This is a genomic window from Streptomyces venezuelae ATCC 10712, from assembly GCF_008639165.1.
GTDB classification, from domain to species: Bacteria; Actinomycetota; Actinomycetes; order Streptomycetales; family Streptomycetaceae; genus Streptomyces; species Streptomyces venezuelae.
On the sequence record NZ_CP029197.1, the window covers coordinates 3,445,895 to 3,461,696 of the forward strand.

At 72.8% G+C, this 15,802-nt stretch carries 17 protein-coding genes; 8 read left to right on the forward strand and 9 right to left on the reverse strand.

What is annotated here, in order from left to right:
* Nucleotides 1-12: 12 nt before the first annotated feature.
* From DEJ43_RS15650 to hemL, 3 genes are all read right to left on the reverse strand, one after another.
* Nucleotides 13-1,299, reverse strand: a complete 1,287-nt coding sequence (locus DEJ43_RS15650) for a polysaccharide deacetylase family protein (RefSeq protein ID WP_086024691.1) — start codon at nt 1,297-1,299, stop codon at nt 13-15.
* Between the two features lie 297 nt (nt 1,300-1,596).
* Nucleotides 1,597-2,298 carry a histidine phosphatase family protein gene (locus DEJ43_RS15655; protein WP_015034347.1) on the reverse strand — a complete coding sequence of 234 codons (702 nt, stop codon included), beginning with the start codon at nt 2,296-2,298 and terminating at the stop codon, nt 1,597-1,599.
* A complete protein-coding gene (gene hemL, locus DEJ43_RS15660; protein ID WP_106433719.1) occupies nt 2,295-3,641 on the reverse strand; it encodes a glutamate-1-semialdehyde 2,1-aminomutase in 1,347 nt (448 codons plus the stop codon). The genes DEJ43_RS15655 and hemL overlap by 4 nt, the downstream gene beginning before the upstream one ends.
* Before the next feature lie 230 nt (nt 3,642-3,871).
* Between hemL and DEJ43_RS15665 the strand changes: the two genes are divergently transcribed.
* Nucleotides 3,872-4,489, forward strand: coding sequence for a hypothetical protein (locus DEJ43_RS15665; protein WP_078508670.1), 618 nt, complete (start codon nt 3,872-3,874; stop codon nt 4,487-4,489).
* 95 nt (nt 4,490-4,584) lie between these two features.
* Here the strand turns inward: DEJ43_RS15665 and DEJ43_RS15670 are convergent, their stop codons facing one another.
* The gene (locus DEJ43_RS15670) at nt 4,585-6,558 is read right to left on the reverse strand and encodes an APC family permease (RefSeq protein ID WP_041662523.1); all 1,974 of its coding nucleotides are present in this window, start codon (nt 6,556-6,558) and stop codon (nt 4,585-4,587) included.
* Nucleotides 6,559-6,694: 136 nt separating this feature from the next.
* Between DEJ43_RS15670 and DEJ43_RS15675 the strand changes: the two genes are divergently transcribed.
* Complete coding sequence (locus DEJ43_RS15675; RefSeq protein ID WP_015034351.1) at nt 6,695-7,114, forward strand: MerR family transcriptional regulator; 420 nt, start codon at nt 6,695-6,697, stop codon at nt 7,112-7,114.
* 16 nt (nt 7,115-7,130) lie between these two features.
* Here DEJ43_RS15675 and DEJ43_RS15680 read toward each other — a convergent pair whose 3' ends face one another.
* Nucleotides 7,131-7,991, reverse strand: a complete 861-nt coding sequence (locus tag DEJ43_RS15680) for a substrate-binding domain-containing protein (RefSeq protein ID WP_015034352.1) — start codon at nt 7,989-7,991, stop codon at nt 7,131-7,133.
* A 269-nt stretch (nt 7,992-8,260) separates the two neighbouring features.
* On the opposite strand from DEJ43_RS15680, the gene DEJ43_RS15685 reads away from it, so the two are divergent.
* Nucleotides 8,261-8,503 (forward strand): hypothetical protein, encoded by a 243-nt coding sequence (locus DEJ43_RS15685; RefSeq protein ID WP_015034353.1) that lies wholly within the window; start codon nt 8,261-8,263, stop codon nt 8,501-8,503.
* 45 nt (nt 8,504-8,548) lie between these two features.
* On the opposite strand, the gene DEJ43_RS15690 is transcribed toward DEJ43_RS15685, so the two are convergent.
* Nucleotides 8,549-9,139, reverse strand: a complete 591-nt coding sequence (locus DEJ43_RS15690; protein WP_015034354.1) for a TIGR03086 family metal-binding protein — start codon at nt 9,137-9,139, stop codon at nt 8,549-8,551.
* A gap of 84 nt (nt 9,140-9,223) precedes the next feature.
* On the opposite strand from DEJ43_RS15690, the gene DEJ43_RS15695 reads away from it, so the two are divergent.
* Both DEJ43_RS15695 and DEJ43_RS15700 read left to right on the forward strand, forming a co-directional pair.
* The gene (locus DEJ43_RS15695; RefSeq protein WP_015034355.1) at nt 9,224-10,174 is read left to right on the forward strand and encodes an AraC family transcriptional regulator; all 951 of its coding nucleotides are present in this window, start codon (nt 9,224-9,226) and stop codon (nt 10,172-10,174) included.
* 14 nt (nt 10,175-10,188) lie between these two features.
* Nucleotides 10,189-10,740: a GNAT family N-acetyltransferase gene (locus DEJ43_RS15700; RefSeq protein WP_015034356.1), complete on the forward strand. Its 552-nt coding sequence runs from the start codon at nt 10,189-10,191 to the stop codon at nt 10,738-10,740.
* Nucleotides 10,741-10,759: 19 nt separating this feature from the next.
* On the opposite strand, the gene DEJ43_RS15705 is transcribed toward DEJ43_RS15700, so the two are convergent.
* Nucleotides 10,760-11,209, reverse strand: coding sequence for a GNAT family N-acetyltransferase (locus DEJ43_RS15705; RefSeq protein ID WP_041662524.1), 450 nt, complete (start codon nt 11,207-11,209; stop codon nt 10,760-10,762).
* Nucleotides 11,210-11,342: 133 nt separating this feature from the next.
* On the opposite strand from DEJ43_RS15705, the gene DEJ43_RS15710 reads away from it, so the two are divergent.
* On the forward strand, nt 11,343-12,200 hold the full coding sequence (locus tag DEJ43_RS15710) for an NmrA family NAD(P)-binding protein (RefSeq protein WP_015034358.1): 858 nt from the start codon (nt 11,343-11,345) through the stop codon (nt 12,198-12,200).
* 163 nt (nt 12,201-12,363) lie between these two features.
* Nucleotides 12,364-13,104, forward strand: a complete 741-nt coding sequence (locus DEJ43_RS15715) for a Mut7-C RNAse domain-containing protein (protein WP_041662525.1) — start codon at nt 12,364-12,366, stop codon at nt 13,102-13,104.
* Nucleotides 13,105-13,171: 67 nt separating this feature from the next.
* On the opposite strand, the gene DEJ43_RS15720 is transcribed toward DEJ43_RS15715, so the two are convergent.
* Together DEJ43_RS15720 and DEJ43_RS15725 are read right to left on the reverse strand one after the other, a co-directional pair.
* Nucleotides 13,172-13,657, reverse strand: coding sequence for a MarR family winged helix-turn-helix transcriptional regulator (locus tag DEJ43_RS15720; protein ID WP_015034360.1), 486 nt, complete (start codon nt 13,655-13,657; stop codon nt 13,172-13,174).
* 26 nt (nt 13,658-13,683) lie between these two features.
* Nucleotides 13,684-14,244: a TetR/AcrR family transcriptional regulator gene (locus DEJ43_RS15725; RefSeq protein ID WP_015034361.1), complete on the reverse strand. Its 561-nt coding sequence runs from the start codon at nt 14,242-14,244 to the stop codon at nt 13,684-13,686.
* Nucleotides 14,245-14,359: 115 nt separating this feature from the next.
* On the opposite strand from DEJ43_RS15725, the gene DEJ43_RS15730 reads away from it, so the two are divergent.
* Complete coding sequence (locus DEJ43_RS15730) at nt 14,360-15,784, forward strand: FAD-dependent monooxygenase (protein WP_015034362.1); 1,425 nt, start codon at nt 14,360-14,362, stop codon at nt 15,782-15,784.
* Nucleotides 15,785-15,802: the final 18 nt, after the last annotated feature.

Here is a 15,802-nt window from a genome sequence, read left to right on the forward strand (position 1 = left end):
TGTCAAGATCGCCTAAGCGGGAGGCGTGGAAGCGGACGTCGAAGCGCCCGACGCGGGCCGGAGGAAAGCGTTCCAGCCGCCCGCGGGCTTCCGTCCCACTTCCAGGCTCCGCAGCTTCTGGAGGATCTTCGGGTCCTGGACGTCGAGCCAGTCCACGAACTGCTTGAAGGAGACGAGCCGGACGTCCTTCTTTCCGGCCATTCCCTTGAGCGCCTCCTCGACGGCGTCCATGTAGATGCCGCCGTTCCACTGCTCGAAGTGGTTGCCGATGAAGAACGGCGCGCGATTCGACTCGTACGCGCGCGTGAAGCCGCCGAGCAGCGCGTCGGTGGCCTGCTTGCGCCACCCCGGGTAGCGCGAGGGCATGCCCTTGGTCGTGTTCTTCGACTGGTTGGCGAGCATGTTGTAGTCCATGGACAGGACCTCGAAGGAGTGCCCGGGGAAGGGCACGGCCTGGAGCGGCAGGTCCCAGATGCCCTGGCGCTTGGTGGGCCACATCTGCCGGCCGCCGGGCGAGCTGGCGTCGTAGCGCCAGTTGAGGCGCTTGGCGGTGGGGAGCAGGTTGTCCTGGCCGAGGAGGCAGGGGGTGCGGCCGCCGACGAGCTCCTTGGAGTAGTCGAAGGGCAGCGGGTCGAGGTCGGTCCAGCCGCTGTTCGTCTTCCACTCGGTGACGAACTTCATGGCCTGGTCGATCTCGCTCTGCCACTGGGCCGGGGTCCAGTTGCCGACGGAGCCGGAGCCGCCGCAGAAGTGGCCGTTGAAGTGGGTGCCGATCTCGTGGCCTTCGAGCCAGGCCTGCCGGACGTACTTCAGGGTGTCCTTGATGTGGCCGTCGGTGAGGTAGCCGATGTCGGAGGCGCCGACGCGGTTGTTCGGCGGGCGGTAGAGGTTCTTCTTCGATTCGGGGAGGAGGTAGATCCCGGAGAGGAAGAAGGTCATCGCCGCGTCGTGGTTCTTGGCGAGTTCGAGGAAGCGGGGGAAGAGGCCGTTGCCGACCTCGCCGGCGCCGTCCCATGAGAAGACGACGAACTGGGGAGGGGTCTGGCCGGGTTCGAGCGGGGTGGGGGCGTCGGGCTGGTGCGGCTGCTTGCCGGTGTCCGCGGTGGAACCGTCACCGATGAGCTTGGCGTCGTCCTTCGTCGGGGTGGCGGTACCCGGGTTCGCCGAGGTGTCGCCCCCCTTACCCGGTCCAGAACGTCCCGGCTTGTCCTGATTGTTACTGCTGCATGCCGCGATTCCCATCGCCGCCGCGGCACCAACACCCGCGCCGAGCAGCCCCCTTCGACTGATTCCACTGATCCCGCGCATGACATCCCCATTCGCGCTGACGTATGACCGAAACGTCATCCAAACCGACAATGAGTGAGATGCCGGGAGGAACACGTAGGTTCCGGAAAATCGCACAAAAATTTAAGGGCGGTCGGTTGGCATGAACACCATCCGACCGCCCTGAACTGTGGACCTTGGACTCCCGCGCTGTCCAGCGGGGCCGTAACCCTTCACCGAAGGACTACACACGGCCCCGCGGGAGACACCCGCCGAGCGTGGCCGACCGCACCCGCCGAGCGCCGTCGACGACGCCCCGAGCCCCGTCGACTACGCCCCGAACGCCTTTGACTTGCCCTTGACCGGCTTCGCGCCGGCGAGCAGATGCGCCGGGACGAGGTCACGGGCCGGCTCGCTGTAGCCGACCGAGACGATCTTGTCGCCCCGGTACGTGAACGAGGTCAGCGAGGCCAGCGTGCACTGGCGCCGCCGCGGGTCGTGCCAGAGCCGGCGCTTCTCGACGAAGCTGCGGACGATCCAGATCGGCAGCTGGTGGCTGACCAGGACCGCCTCGTGACCCCGGGCCGCGTCCTTCGCCGCGTCGAGCGCGCCCATCATGCGGACGACCTGCTCGACGTACGGCTCGCCCCAGGACGGCTGGAACGGGTTGGTCAGGTGCTTCCAGTTCGCCGGCTTGCGCAGCGCCCCGTCACCCACGCCGAAGGTCTTGCCCTCGAAGACGTTCGCCGCCTCGATGAGCCGCTCGTCGGTCGCCAGGTCCAGGCCGTGGGACTTGGCGACCGGCGTCGCCGTCTCCTGCGCCCGCTCCAGCGGGGAGGCGACGACGTACGTGACGTCCCGGTCGGCCAGGTGCTCGGCGACCCGGTCCGCCATCTGCCGGCCGAGCTCCGAGAGGTGGTAGCCGGCGCGGCGCCCGTACAGCACGCCGTCCGGGTTGTGCACCTCGCCGTGCCGCATCAGATGGACGACGGTGATGTCCTGGCCGCCCTGGGGGCTGGTCGTGTCGCTCATGCCGTCGCCTCCGCGGCGGCGCGGGCGGCGGCCGGAAGAGCCGCGGCGATCCGCTCGATCGCCCGCTCGTCGTGCGAGGCCGACACGAACCAGGACTCGAACGCCGACGGCGGCAGGTACACGCCGTCGGCCAGCATCGAGTGGAAGAAGGCGTTGAAGCGGAAGGCCTCCTGCTGCTTCGCCTCGTCGTAGTTCCGCACCTCGTCGGCGGTGAAGAAGACCGAGAACATGTTGGACGCGGTCTGCAGCCGGTGCGCCACGCCCTCCTTGGCCAGCGCGCCCGTGACCAGGCCCTGGATCTCCGCCGAGACCGCGTTCACCCTGGCGTACGCCGCGTCGTCGAGCAGCCGCAGCTGCGCGAGCCCGGCGGCGGTCGCGATCGGGTTACCGGAGAGGGTGCCCGCCTGGTAGACCGGGCCGGCCGGGGCGAGGTGCCCCATGACGTCGGCGCGGCCGCCGAACGCCGCGGCCGGGAAGCCGCCGCCCATGACCTTGCCGAAGGTCAGCAGGTCGGCCTTGACGCCGTCGACGCCGTACCAGCCGGCCTTCGAGGTGCGGAATCCGGTCATCACCTCGTCGGAGATGTACAGCGCGCCGTTCTCCCGGCACAGGTCCGCGAGGCCCTGGTTGAAGCCCTCGACCGGCGGGACGACGCCCATGTTGCCGGGCGAGGCCTCGGTGATGACACAGGCGATCTCGCCCGGGTGCGCCGCGAACGCGGCCCGGACGGCCGCCAGGTCGTTGTAGGGCAGCACGATCGTGTCGCCGGCCTGCGCGCCGGTCACGCCGGGCGTGTCGGGCAGGCCAAGGGTGGCGACACCGGAACCGGCCGCGGCGAGCAGCGCGTCCACGTGGCCGTGGTAGCAGCCCGCGAACTTGACGACCTTCGCCCGCCCGGTGAACCCGCGGGCGAGCCGGATCGCGGACATCGTCGCCTCGGTGCCGGAGGAGACAAGACGCACCTGCTCGACCGGCTCGACGCGCGCCACGATCTCCTCGGCGAGCGCGACCTCGCCCTCGCCGGGCGTGCCGAAGGAGGTGCCGCGGGCCACGGCGTCCTGCACGGCGGCGGTGACCTCGGGGTGCGCGTGGCCGAGAATCATCGGCCCCCACGAGCAGACCAGGTCGACGTACTCACGACCGTCGGCGTCGGTGAGGTAGGGACCGGAACCGGACACCATGAACCGGGGCGTTCCGCCCACGGCCCGGAAGGCACGCACCGGTGAGTTCACGCCGCCGGGCGTCACGAGGGAAGCGCGGTCGAAAAGCGTCTGTGAGACTGGGGCTTCGTATGAATACGGCACTGTGATCCTGACCTGCGAGAACGACTTCGGGCACGACATCGGGAACGGAGGAGGGGTGTGAACATCCGGGGTATTACGCCGGGGCGCTCGCCCTCCGCGTCTGCGAAACTGGGGCGTCATAGGGATGGCTCACGGAATCCATGGTGTCAGAGGCCACGGCGTTCTTGCGGACAGGTGTTTCACCGTACGAACGCGGGGGAGGTCACTGACACGATGATCGGGTCGCGCGGCGGGGTCGTGTTGCCGAGAAAAAGCAGTCGGGTGGAGATATGCATCGCGGTGGCGGACCGGGCGAGGGGACGGGCGACCTGGGTCCGGAGTCTGCCCGCCGGGGCAGGCACCGGCGCCGGCGGAGCGAGGACCCGACCTCGGGATCGCCGGGCACTCAAGGCGCTCCGGGGGCCTCGGACCCTGCCGGGGAACCGGTCACCGGAGGCGGGAGTGGCCGGTTGGGGGTGACGTACAAGTACTTCGGCGCGCCCGACGGCGCCACGGCGGCCCGCGTCCCGATCTCGATGCGGCCCGAAGAGCTCGGCGGGGATGAGCTCGGCATGGGCGGGATGTTCACCAAGATCAAGCCGGAGACCATAGCCGCCATGGTCCTGACCGGCATCCAGGGCATGCCCCTGAACAAGGTGCCCCCGCTGGAGCTCGTGGTGCTGCACCCGGACTACGCGGTGGTCAAGCTGCCGATGACCGTCGTCGACCCGCTGCGCGGGATCGGCGAGGAGTCGGTCGGCGCGGCGGCCTTCATCTGGTCCACGGTCCCGGACCGCGGCGGCCCGCGTGACGCCTTCGACGTCTACCAGCTGCTGCACGAGTGGCAGGACTTCTCGGTACGCCTCCACGAGGCGGGCCACCAGCCGTACTGCCTGGTGTGGCCCTGAGCGTCTGACGGGGGCGGGGCTGGGCGGGGCGCTCAGGCCGGGTCGGGCGGTGCCGGGCAGGGACGTTCCGGGCGTCGGGGCCGTCGGGCAGGCGCTCAGGCCTGCTTCTCGGCGTCCTGCGCCGCCCGCGCCGCCTTCGCGCGCTCGGCCGCGAGTTCGCGGGCCGAGGCGAGCCGGTAGGGCACGTCGATGACGACGACGTTCTTCATGAACAGCAGCCGGGTCTTCAGCCGCAGCGCGCTCTGGTTGTGCAGCGGCTGCTCCCACCAGTGGCCCACCACGTACTCGGGGATGACCACCGAGATCACCGCGCCCTCCGTGCGCTCGGGCACCTCCCTGACGTGCCGCAGGACCGGCTGGACGATCGAGCGGTACGGGGAGCTGAGCACCCGCAGCGGTACGTCGATGCCGTGGGCCTCCCAGCTCGCGCGGAGCACCTCCGCCTCCGCCGGGTCCTCGGCGACGGTGACGGCCGTGAGCGAGGCGGGGCGCAGCGTCTTCGCGTAGGACAGGGCCCGGAGGCTGGGCGCGTTGACCGAGGCGACCAGGACGAGGACGTGGTTCCCGGCGAGGGCCTGGGGCCGTTCACCCGGGCCGACGGCGACCTCGGCGGCGACGGCGTCGTAGTGCCGCCGGACCCCCTTCATCCCGGCGTAGAGCACCGGCATCGCGATGACGACGAGCCAGGCGCCGTGGGTGAACTTGGTGATGAGGACGATGACGAGGACGACCGCCGTGAGGCAGGCGCCGAAGGCGTTGATCGCGAGCCGGCGGTGGATGTTGTGGCGGTCGGCCGCCCCGGCGGGCGTGGCGAGTTCTCGCCGCCAGTGCTTGACCATGCCGGCCTGGGAAAGGGTGAAGGAGACGAAGACGCCGAGGATGTACAGCTGGATGAGGCGGGTCAGCTGCGCGTCGAAGGCGACGATCAGGACGATCGCGGCGAGGGCGAGGAGGACGATGCCGTTGGAGTAGACGAGCCGGTCGCCGCGGTGGAAGAGCTGGCGGGGCGCGTACCGGTCGCGGCCGAGGACGGAGGCGAGCATGGGGAAGCCGTTGAAGGCGGTGTTGGCGGCCAGGATGAGGACGCCCGCGGTGACGGCCTGGAGCACGTAGAAGAGGATGTGCCAGTCGCCGAAGGTGGCCCGTCCGATCTGCGCGAGCGCGGTGGACATCGGGGTTCCGGGGGCGAGTCCGAGTTCGGTGGGGTCCTCGGCGACGTGGACCTCGTAGACCATGGCGAGCACGGTGATCCCGAAGAACATGGTCACCGAGAGCCCGCCCATGATCGCGAGCGTCATGGCGGCGTTGCGGCTCTTCGGCTTGGCGAACGCGGGCACGCCGTTGCTGACGGCCTCGACACCGGTGAGCGCGGTGCAGCCGGAGGCGAAGGCGCGCAGCGCGAGGAACACGAGCGCGATCCCCGAGTAGGTGGAGACCGCGTGGACGGGCAGCTCGGCGGACTCGGCGCGGATCGTCGCCCCGGTCGCCATCCGGACCGCGGCCACCGCGAACATCAGGTAGATGACGGCGATGAAGGCGTAGGTGGGGACGGCGAACCAGCGTCCCGACTCGCGTACCCCGCGCAGGTTCATCCAGGCGAGCACGGCGACGAAGAACACCGACATGGCGACGGCGTGCCCGTCGAGCGAGGGGACGGCCGAGGTGATGGCGGCGACCCCGGAGACGACGGAGACGGCGACGGTCATCACGTAGTCGATGAGCAGCGCGGAGGCGGCGGTGAGCGCGGCGGGCTGCCCGAGGTTCTCGGCGGAGACGACATAGGCTCCGCCGCCGCCCGGGTAGGCGTAGCAGGTCTGCCGGTAGGAGGCGACGACGACCAGGAGCAGGATCACGATGCCGACCGCCGCGTACCAGGCCAGATGGAGTACGGCGAGCCCGCCCAGGGCCAGGATCAGCAGGATCTCCTCGGTGGCGTACGCGACCGAGGAGAGCGGGTCGCTGCAGAAGATCGGCAGGGCGACCCGCTTCGGCAGCAGGGTCTCCCCCAGCCGGCCGCTGTCCAACGGACGACCTACGAGCAGGCGTTTCGCCGCACTTCCAGCTCTCATAAGTGCTGAAGTTAGGACGAATGGTATGTAATGCGCGGAAGCCGCGCCCGGTGGGAGCTCCGTACGCCTTGCGGGAGCCCCCGTACGAGGAAGGACCTGCCGCGTGAGCGGAGCACGAGGAGCACGAGGAGTACGGATGGCCGGCGAGCCCATGCAGATCGCCGAGGTCGCCGCACGGACCGAACTGTCCCTGCGCACGATCCGGCAGTACGAGGACAACGGCCTGGTCGTGCCGTCGGCGGCCTCGCCGGGCGGCTTCCCGCTCTACACCGACGCGGACGTCTCCCGGCTGATGGTGGTCCGCCGCATGAAGCCGCTCGGCTTCACCCTCGACGAGACGCGCGAACTCCTCACGGCCGTCGACCGGCTGGCCGCCGAGCGCGCGGGCACCGAGACCGAGCTCGAACCGGACGAGCGGGCCACGCTGGTGGCCCGCGTCCAGGGGTACGAGCGGGCCGCGGCGGAACGGGTCGCCGAACTGCGCGCCCAGCTCTCCCGCGCGGAGGAATTCGCCGAATCCCTCCGCCACACCCGCCTCACGGCGACCCCGGCCTGACCGCCGGCGACCCCGTTCAGTCGGCGAGGGCCGCGGTCAGGGTGCGGAAGAAGGCCGCGTAGGCGGCCGGGCTCGGCGAGGTCTCCGGGTTCCAGGGGGTGAACCGGACGCCGGACAGGGCCGCCCCGTCCGGCACCGTGGCGTGCGCCCGGCTGTCGAAGAGGACCAGGTCGGGGCGGAGCTCGGCGGCACGGCCCCAGTCGCCGGTGAGCCAGTTGGCTCCCGGCCCGGGGCCCGGGTCGACGAGCCGGACGCCGAGCTCGGCGAGCCGCGCCAGTTCGGGCCAGGCGAGCGGCCTGGCCAGGTGCACCTGGTCGGGACCGGCCCCGGAGAGGGCGAGGACCCCGAGCCGGGTCCGCGCGGCGACCTCCCGGAGCGCGTCCTCGGCGGCCCGGAGGCCGGCCGGGGAACCCCCGGCGGCCGAGGGGGCGGACGGCTCGCCCGGCGTCGCGCCCAGGCTCGTCGCCAGCGCGGCGAAGCGGTCGAGGATCGCCGGCAGGGTGAGCTCGTTGCCGACGGAGAGCGCGACGAGCGGGACACCGAGCCGCTCGGCGACGGCCTCGTCGAGCGCGTAGGGGCTCTTCCCGTCGTAGGTCACGTCCACGATCACGTCCGGCCGCAGCTCCCGCAGCCGGTCCTCGACCGGCCCCCGGCCGGGCCCGAGGTACGTCACCCCGGCCGCGCGCAGGCCGCCCTCCTTCGCCGGGTCGAGGACCGCGCCGTCGTGCCCGGAGCCGTACACCGCGACCGGCGTCACCCCCAGGTCGCAGAGGGCCGCCCCGGCCCGTACGTACGCGACGACCCGACGCGGCACGCGGGCCGCCCCCAGCTCCGTACCCCTGTCGTCCGTGAATCCCCATGCCTGCGTCCCGGACATACGGCTGCTCCCTCCCCGGCCGGAATGTGCCTCTTCCGCCACCTTGGAGGGGTTGCCCGGCCCGCACAAGAGGGCCTGGAGCCACGGCCGGCCACCGGAACGAACCGGTCCGGGACCAAGGTCCCGGACCCCCCTGCCGAAAGTCCCCCAGGGTGGTGTTAACTGAACAGGTCGGGAGGAAGCAGTAGGAATCGTCGGTGCCGTCGTGCCCGCGCGCCACCTGCCGGGGCGCGCCGCGTACGGCCGGCCCTCACGCTCTGGAGTGAGCCATGTCCTTGCCCGGCCAGTTCTCCGACCCCCGTGTCCTCACGCTCTTCGGCCTGCTCGCCGTGTCGACCGTGGTGTGGCTGTCGCTCGGCCTGCGCGCCCGGACCCGCCGCGAGCGGGCGCACGCCCCGCTGGAGCGGGTGTGGCACCCGCAGGAGTCGGTGCCCCTGACACCCGCGGAGGAGCACGCCTTCGGCCAGGTCGTGTCGCGACTCTCCCAGGGCTCGCCGGGCCGACTGCGCTGAGGGGCGGGCCACCGCCTCGGCCGGGAGCGCTGAGCAGTGGGCGCCTCAGGCCCGCCAGGCGCGCGGGTCGCGGCCCGTCGTCGCGAGCAGCCGCGCGAAGGCATCGGCGTCGGCGTCCTCGGGCAGGTCGACGACGGCACCGAAGACACCCATCTGCCGGGCCATGGGGGCCATCCGCTCCACCTCGTCGGCGAGCCCGGCGACGACCGCCGGGTCGGGTGCGAAGCTCCGCCCGGTGGCACGGGCCAGGTCCCAGGCGTGCACCGTGAGGTCGAGCAGCACCATGGAGCCGACGGTGCGCGCGGGCAGCCCCATCCCGCCGGTGGTGCCCTCCTCGGCACCCGGCGCCGACCACGCCTCGACCAGCTTCCCGGTCTCGGCCTCGAACCGGTCCCGCCAGTCGGGGTCGGCGAGCCGGTCGGCCGTGTAGGAGAGGTCGGCGGGCTGCTTGGCGGCGAGGGCCTGGAAGTTCAGGACGACGCCGAAGAGGTGGTTCAGCAGGGCGCGCACGTCGTACTCGGCGCAGGGCGTGGGCGCGGTGAGGGACGCGTCGGCGGTGCCCCTGACCAGGGGCGTGGCCTGCGCGGCGGCGCTGCGGAGCATGTCACCGATGCGGGGCGGGGACTCGTTCGTCATGGGAGCGACGCTAGGAGAGCCTGCCCACCCCGGTCTTGAAGAAACACGCCAGGCCACAGATGTGTCCGCGCCTAGCATCGGAGCATGTCCGACTCCGTTCCCCGCCGGGACACCCGGGGCATCGTCGACCCCGCCGAACTGCTCTCCCGGGTCCGGTTCCGCCGGCACGCCCCGGCGGCGGAACTGCGCCCGTATCTGGAGCACTACTGGCTGATCGACTGGGAGCTGCCGGAGCCGTACGCGAGCCATGTCGTCCCGCATCCGTCGGTGAACGTCGTCTTCCAGCGGTACGGGCCGCTGGGCGCGCCCGCGTCGGCGGCGCACGCGTCCGCCGAGGTCTCGGGGATCGGGCTCGGCCTTGCCACCCACAAGCTGACGGAGACGGGCCGGGTCTGCGGGATCCAGTTCCGGCCGGGCGGCTTCCGCCCCTTCGCGCCCGGGTGGCCGGTGTCGACCTGGACGGGCCGCCGGGTCCCCCTCCCCGAGGTGTTCCCCGACACGGGCGGGGGCGGCGCGGCGGCTACGAGCGGGGGTGGCTCGGCGGCTATGAGCGGGGGCGGCGCGGCGGTTACGAGCGGGGGCGGCGCGGCGGGCACCTCCGCCGACCTGATGTCCGCCGTCCTGTCCCCGGGGACCGACCACGCGCGCGTGGCGGCGCTGGACGCCTTCCTGCTGGCCCACGGCCCCGCGCCCGACCCGGCCGCCGACCGGGCCATGGAGCTGGTGGACCTGGTCCGCGGCGACCGTTCGGTCCGCAGGGTGTCCCAGCTCGCCGCGGCTTCGGGCCTGTCGGCGCGCTCGCTCCAGCGGCTCTTCGCGGCCGAGGTGGGCGTCGGCCCCAAGTGGGTGATCCTGCGCTATCGCATCCACGAGGCCCTGGAGCGCGCCGAGGCCGCCGGGGCGGCGGGCGCCCCGGACTGGGCGGCGCTGGCGGCCGAGCTGGGCTACAGCGACCAGGCCCATCTCGTACGGGACTTCACGGCGACGATCGGGGTGCCGCCGACGGCCTACGCCCGGGGGCTGTCACTGCCCTGATCTACCGTTCGGACATGACTGACGACGCCACCTCGCCCGTGCTCTCCCCCGCGTCCTCGCCCGTGCGGCTGGAAGCCTGGTCCGAGGCCGACGCGGACCTGCTGCGCGCGCTGAACGCGCCGGAGCTGATGGAGCACCTCGGCGGCCCCGAGACCGAGGAACAGCTCGCCAAGCGGCACCGGAGATATGTGGACCTGAGCGCCGACGACCCGGGCAGGGGGCGGATGTTCCGGATCGTGCTGCTGCCGGAGGAGGCCGTGGTGGGCAGCATCGGCTTCTGGGAGCACACCGAGGACGACGGCCCGGTGTACGAGACCGGGTGGTCGGTGCTGCCGGGCTTCCAGGGCCGGGGCGTGGCGACGGCCGCCACGCGCGCGGTGGCCGCGGAGGCCCGGGCGGCGGGCCTTCACCGCTTCCTGCACGCGTACCCGTCCACGGGGAACGCCGCGTCGAACGCGGTGTGCCGCAAGGCCGGGTTCGCGCTGCTCGGCGAGCGGGACTTCGAGTACCCGCCGGGGCACGCGCTGCGCTGCAACGACTGGCGGCTCGACCTGACGGCCCCCTGACGCGGCCCGGCGGGCCGGATCAGGAGGCGTCCTCCGGTGCGGTGAGCGGCCGGGTGAAGTGGAAGGCGACGATGTCGAAGCGCTCACGCAGATAGAAGCGGTGGGCTCCGGTGCGGTGGGTGCCGGAGTCGAGGTTGAGCTCGTGGCAGCCGGCGGCGCGGGCGTGGCCCTCCAGGTGGGCGATGAGCGCGTGGCCGACCCCGGTGGAGCGGACGGCGGCGGCGGTCACCAGGTCGTCGACGTAGAGCTTGCGCAGGGAGCTGGTGTTGTTGATGATCCGCCAGCCGGCCGCGCCGACGCAGCGGCCGTCGTCCCCGTAGGCCGCGCTGAAGCGCAGGCCCTGCGGGTGGCCGGCCTCGTACACCTCGCGGAAGAGCTCCGGGGTGAGGTGAGGGCGGAGTTCGCGGAGGACGGGCAGGAGGTCGTTCTCCAGCCGGGGGTCGCCGGGATCGAGGTCGGTGATCTTCATGCCGGGACCGTACCTCAGGGTTTTATCCGGGTTGACGGGGATGGCACGCGCCGGGATATTTATCTGCGTGACGCAGATGATGCGCCACGCAAGGGAAGGCGGGACCGACCCGCCCACCGAAAGGACACCTCTCATGACCGTTCTCGTCACCGGCAGCCGTGGCCGCGTCGCCTCCACCCTTCTCGGACTCCTCGACGCCGCGGGCGTCAAGGCCAGGGCCGCCTCCAAGAACCCGGCGGACCTCTCGCCACCGCCCGGGACCGACACCGTGCGCTGCGACCTCACCGACCCGGACACCTTCGACACCGCCCTGGCCGGCGTCGAGTCCGTCTTCCTGTACGCCGAGGCGAGCCACGGAGAAGCCTTCGCCGACCGGGCCCGGGCCGCCGGCGTCGAGCACGTCGTCCTGCTCTCCTCAAGCTCCGTCCTCGCGCCGGACGCCGCCGACCACCCGATCGCCGCCTCCCACCTCGCGGCCGAGCGCGCCCTCTCCGCCGCCGCGGACGCCGGGCACTTCGAGGCCACCCACCTCCAGCCGGGCGCCTTCGCCACGAACGCCCTGCAGTGGGCCCCCTCGCTCCGGGACGGACGCGGCCCCGCCCTGCCCCACCCGCACTCCTCCGGCGACCCCATCCATGAGCGCGACGTGGCCGAGGCCGCGTTCGCGGTGCTCACCGAACCCCGGCTGCGCGGCTCCTCGTATCTGCTGACCGGACCCGAGTCGCTGACCTTCGTCGAGCAGCTGGCGGTCCTCGCCGAGGCGACCGGGCGGCCCGCGCCGCACACCGTCGTGACCCCCGAGGAGTGGAAGCGGTCGGTCTCCGCCTTCCTGCCCGAGGTGTTCGCCGACGCGCTGCTGTCGCACTGGGCCGCGCACGAGGGCCGTCCCGCCCCGCTGACCCGCACGGTCGAGGAGCTGACCGGCCACCCGGCCCGCACCTTCGCCACCTGGGCCGCCGACCACGCCGAGGCCTTCCTGCCCCGCCCCTGACCCGACGGGCCGACGGGCCGACAGGCCGACAGGCCGACAGGCCGGTCGGGTGGCCGCCGTCCGGTGGAGCGCGCACCGACCGGCCGTCGGCCGCCCGCGGCACGCTCGCCGGCGGCGGCGAAATCCCTGGCCGCCCGTCCCGCCCCGATGCGATCCTGTCCCCGTGAACGGACCGGAGATCCACATCAGTTTCGCCCCCGGCCTGGCGCTCTTCGTCTCGGCGGAGCGGCGCACCGGCCGGACGGCCGTGACCACCGACGGCGCCTCCTCGCTGGGCCATGTCGTGGAGTCACTGGGCGTGCCGCTCACCGAGGCCGGAAGGCTCCTGGTCGACGGGCGGCCCGTCGACGCCTCGCACGTTCCCGCCGCGGGCGAGACGGTCGAGGTGGAAGGCGTCGCCCGCCCCCAGCCGGTGCGGGCCGGGGCGCCCCTCCGGTTCCTGCTCGACGTGCACCTCGGCACGCTGGCCCGGCGACTGCGCCTGCTCGGGGTGGACGCGGCGTACGAGAGCGAGGACATCGGCGACCCCGCCCTCGCCGCGCTCTCCGCGCGGGAGCGGCGCGTCATGCTCTCCCGGGACCGCGGGCTGCTGCGCCGCCGCGAACTGTGGGCGGGCGCCTACATCTACAGCGACCGCCCGGAGGACCAGCTCCGCGACGTCCTCGAGCGCTTCGCGCCGCCGCTCGCACCCTGGACGCGGTGCACCGCGTGCAACGGCGAGCTGAGCGGCGCCGACAAGGACGCGGTGCGCGAGCGCCTGGAGCGGGGCACGGAGAAGACGTACGACGTGTTCGCGGAGTGCGTGGAGTGCGGCCGGGTCTACTGGCGGGGCGCGCACCACGCCCGCCTGGAGGCCATCGTCACCGACGCGGTACGGGAGTTCGGCGGCACCACCACCGTCTGACACCCGGCTGCGGCCCGCCTCCGGCCGGTCCGGCCCCGTTCCGGCCTCGGGCCCGCCGTGGCGCCGGTCAGGCCAGGTCGCCGCCGCGCAGGCGCTCGATCTGGGCGTTGCTGACCTCGACGGTGCGCCGCATATGGGCGGTGAGCAGCGCGATCTCGGCGTCGCTGTACACGTCGAACATCGTGCCCCAGGTGCCGTTGAGCTTGCGCCACAGGTCGCCGAGCTCCGCGATCCGCTCGGGCACGAGGGCCACCAGGACCCGGCGCCGGTCCTCGGCGTCCCGTTCACGCGTCACGTACCCGGCCCGTTCGAGGCGGTCGACGAGCCGGGTCGCCGAGCCCGTGGTGAGCCCGGTCAGTTCGGCGACCCGCCCGGTGGTCACCGGCCGCTCCTCGAGGCTGAGCAGGCTCAGGCACTGCACGTCGGTCGGGTGGAGCCCCAGATGATCGGCGACGGCCTGGTTGAACAGGGCGTAGGCGGCCATGTAGCGGCGGGCCTCCCCGAACAGCTCGGACATCAGCGCCTCGCGCCGGGCGGATTTCTTCTGCGGCATGCAGAGATTGTACGGAGCAGACACCCCTACGGGGTCTCGGCGGTGAGGTAGCGCTGCACCGTCGGGGACAGCCAGGCCACGATCTCCTCGGGCGTCATCTCGACGGCCGGGGGGAACCGCAGGACGTAGCGGCTGAGCGCCATGCCGAGGATCTGGGACGCGACGAGCGCGGCCCGCTGCGGAGCCTCCGCCGGATCGGGGCAGACGCCCCGGGTGACGGGTCCGAGCTGCGCGGCGAAGATCTCCCGCATCCGCTCGGCCCCGGCCTCGTTGGTGACCGCGACCCGCAGCATCCCGGTGAGGACGTCGTCCCGCTCCCAGCGCTCCAGGAAGTGGCCGACCAGGACGGCACCGATGTGCTGGGCCGGCAGTCCGCCCAGCTCGGGCAGGTCGACCTCGATCTCCGAAGCCGCCGCGAACAGGCCCTCCTTGTTGCCGTAGTAGCGCATGACCATCGACGGATCGATCCCCGCGTCACGGGCGATGGCCCGGATGGTGGCGCGTTCGTACCCGTCGGTGGCGAAGCGCTCCCGGGCGGCCTCCAGGATGGCGGCCCTGGTGGCGTCGGAGCGGCGTGCGGTCGTCATGTCAACGACTGTAGGCCAACAGTCGTTGACATTCCATCCGAGCCGCGCCTACAGTTGCCAACAAGCGTTGACCAACAACCGTTGGCCAACGACCGTGGGCATCCTGGAGGCAGCCATGAGCACCAAGGGAACGACCGACACACAGGTACTCGTCATCGGCTCGGGCCCCACCGGCCTGCTCCTCGCCGGCGACCTCGCCGCCGCCGGAATCGACGTCACCCTCGTCGAGCGCCGCCCGCACGGCCTGGCCAACATGACCCGCGCCTTCGGCGTCCACGCCCGCACCCTGGAGCAGCTCGACGCCCGCGACCTCGCGGACGAGCTCGTCGCCACCGGCACGCCCCTCGGCAGCGCCCGGCTCTTCGGCCGCGCGGACCTCGACCTGACCCGCCTCCCCAGCCGCTTCAACCACCTGCTCGTCACCCCGCAGTACGAGGTGGAGCGCCTCCTGGAGCGCCGGGCGGTGACCGCCGGAGTCACCTTCCGGTACGGGACGGAGCTGCGCACCCTGAGCCAGGACGCCGACACGGTCACGGCCGAGTTCACCGACGCCGACGGGACCCCGCTCACCCTCACCGCCCGCCACCTGGTGGGCGCGGACGGCGTCCGCAGCACGGTCCGTTCCGCCCTCGGCCTGCCCTTCCCCGGCGGCTCCGTCATCCGCTCCATCGTCCTCGCGGACGTCCGCCTCGCCGAGGAGCCGGCCGACTCCTTCAGTGTCAACGGCTCCGGGGACGCCTTCGCCTTCATCGCCCCGTTCGGCGACGGCTGGTTCCGGGTGATGGGCTGGAGCCGCACCCGCCAGGTCCCCGACACCGAACCCGTCGACCTGGAAGAGATCCGCGAGCTCACCCGCCGTGCCCTCGGCACCGACCTCGGCATGCACGACGCCCGCTGGATCTCCCGCTTCCACAGCGACGAGCGCCAGGCCCCCTCCTACCGGGTCGGCCGGGTCTTCCTCGCCGGGGACGCCGCCCACGTCCACTCCCCCGCCGGCGGCCAGGGCATGAACACCGGCCTCCAGGACGCGGCCAACCTCTCCTGGAAGCTCACCGCCGTACTGCGCGGCGACGCACCGGACCCCGAGGCGCTCCTCGACAGCTACCAGTCCGAGCGCCACCCGGTCGGCGCCATGGTGCTGCGCACCAGCGGCGCCCTGGTGCGCCTCGCGATGGCCCACACCCCGCTCACCCGCACCCTGCGCTCTCTCGCCGCCCGCTTCCTGAGCGCGGCGCGGCCGGCCGCCACCCGGGCCATGGGCATGATCAGCGGGATCGGCATCGCGTACGCGCCGCCGGCGGGTTCGGCCCGCCCGGCGGGCCGCCGCGCCCCGGACGCACGGCTGCGCGAGGGCCGGCTCTACGAGCTGCTGCGCGCGGGCGAGTTCGTCCTGATCGCCCCGGAGGGCAGGCCCCCGGCCCTTCCCGGCTCGGCGCCGGTCTCTCCCGACCGCCTCGTGCGGGCCACCTGGAGGGACCCGGCCCGCCGGACCTCGGTCCTGGTGCGCCCCGACGGCTATGTCCACTGGACGAGCAACTGACGCACCGGGCGGCCCGGC

What these genes read in the sequence shown, in the direction of transcription:
- DEJ43_RS15655 (WP_015034347.1), bottom strand. Translation starts at nt 2,298, where the DNA reads ATGAGCGACACGACCAGCCCCCAGGGCGGCCAGGACATCACCGTCGTC.
- hemL (WP_106433719.1), bottom strand. Translation starts at nt 3,641, where the DNA reads ATGTCGTGCCCGAAGTCGTTCTCGCAGGTCAGGATCACAGTGCCGTAT.
- DEJ43_RS15665 (WP_078508670.1), top strand. Translation starts at nt 3,872, where the DNA reads ATGCATCGCGGTGGCGGACCGGGCGAGGGGACGGGCGACCTGGGTCCG.
- DEJ43_RS15670 (WP_041662523.1), bottom strand. Translation starts at nt 6,558, where the DNA reads ATGAGAGCTGGAAGTGCGGCGAAACGCCTGCTCGTAGGTCGTCCGTTG.
- DEJ43_RS15675 (WP_015034351.1), top strand. Translation starts at nt 6,695, where the DNA reads ATGGCCGGCGAGCCCATGCAGATCGCCGAGGTCGCCGCACGGACCGAA.
- DEJ43_RS15680 (WP_015034352.1), bottom strand. Translation starts at nt 7,991, where the DNA reads ATGTCCGGGACGCAGGCATGGGGATTCACGGACGACAGGGGTACGGAG.
- DEJ43_RS15685 (WP_015034353.1), top strand. Translation starts at nt 8,261, where the DNA reads ATGTCCTTGCCCGGCCAGTTCTCCGACCCCCGTGTCCTCACGCTCTTC.
- DEJ43_RS15690 (WP_015034354.1), bottom strand. Translation starts at nt 9,139, where the DNA reads ATGACGAACGAGTCCCCGCCCCGCATCGGTGACATGCTCCGCAGCGCC.
- DEJ43_RS15695 (WP_015034355.1), top strand. Translation starts at nt 9,224, where the DNA reads ATGTCCGACTCCGTTCCCCGCCGGGACACCCGGGGCATCGTCGACCCC.
- DEJ43_RS15700 (WP_015034356.1), top strand. Translation starts at nt 10,189, where the DNA reads ATGACTGACGACGCCACCTCGCCCGTGCTCTCCCCCGCGTCCTCGCCC.
- DEJ43_RS15705 (WP_041662524.1), bottom strand. Translation starts at nt 11,209, where the DNA reads ATGAAGATCACCGACCTCGATCCCGGCGACCCCCGGCTGGAGAACGAC.
- DEJ43_RS15710 (WP_015034358.1), top strand. Translation starts at nt 11,343, where the DNA reads ATGACCGTTCTCGTCACCGGCAGCCGTGGCCGCGTCGCCTCCACCCTT.
- DEJ43_RS15720 (WP_015034360.1), bottom strand. Translation starts at nt 13,657, where the DNA reads ATGCCGCAGAAGAAATCCGCCCGGCGCGAGGCGCTGATGTCCGAGCTG.
- DEJ43_RS15725 (WP_015034361.1), bottom strand. Translation starts at nt 14,244, where the DNA reads ATGACGACCGCACGCCGCTCCGACGCCACCAGGGCCGCCATCCTGGAG.
- DEJ43_RS15730 (WP_015034362.1), top strand. Translation starts at nt 14,360, where the DNA reads ATGAGCACCAAGGGAACGACCGACACACAGGTACTCGTCATCGGCTCG.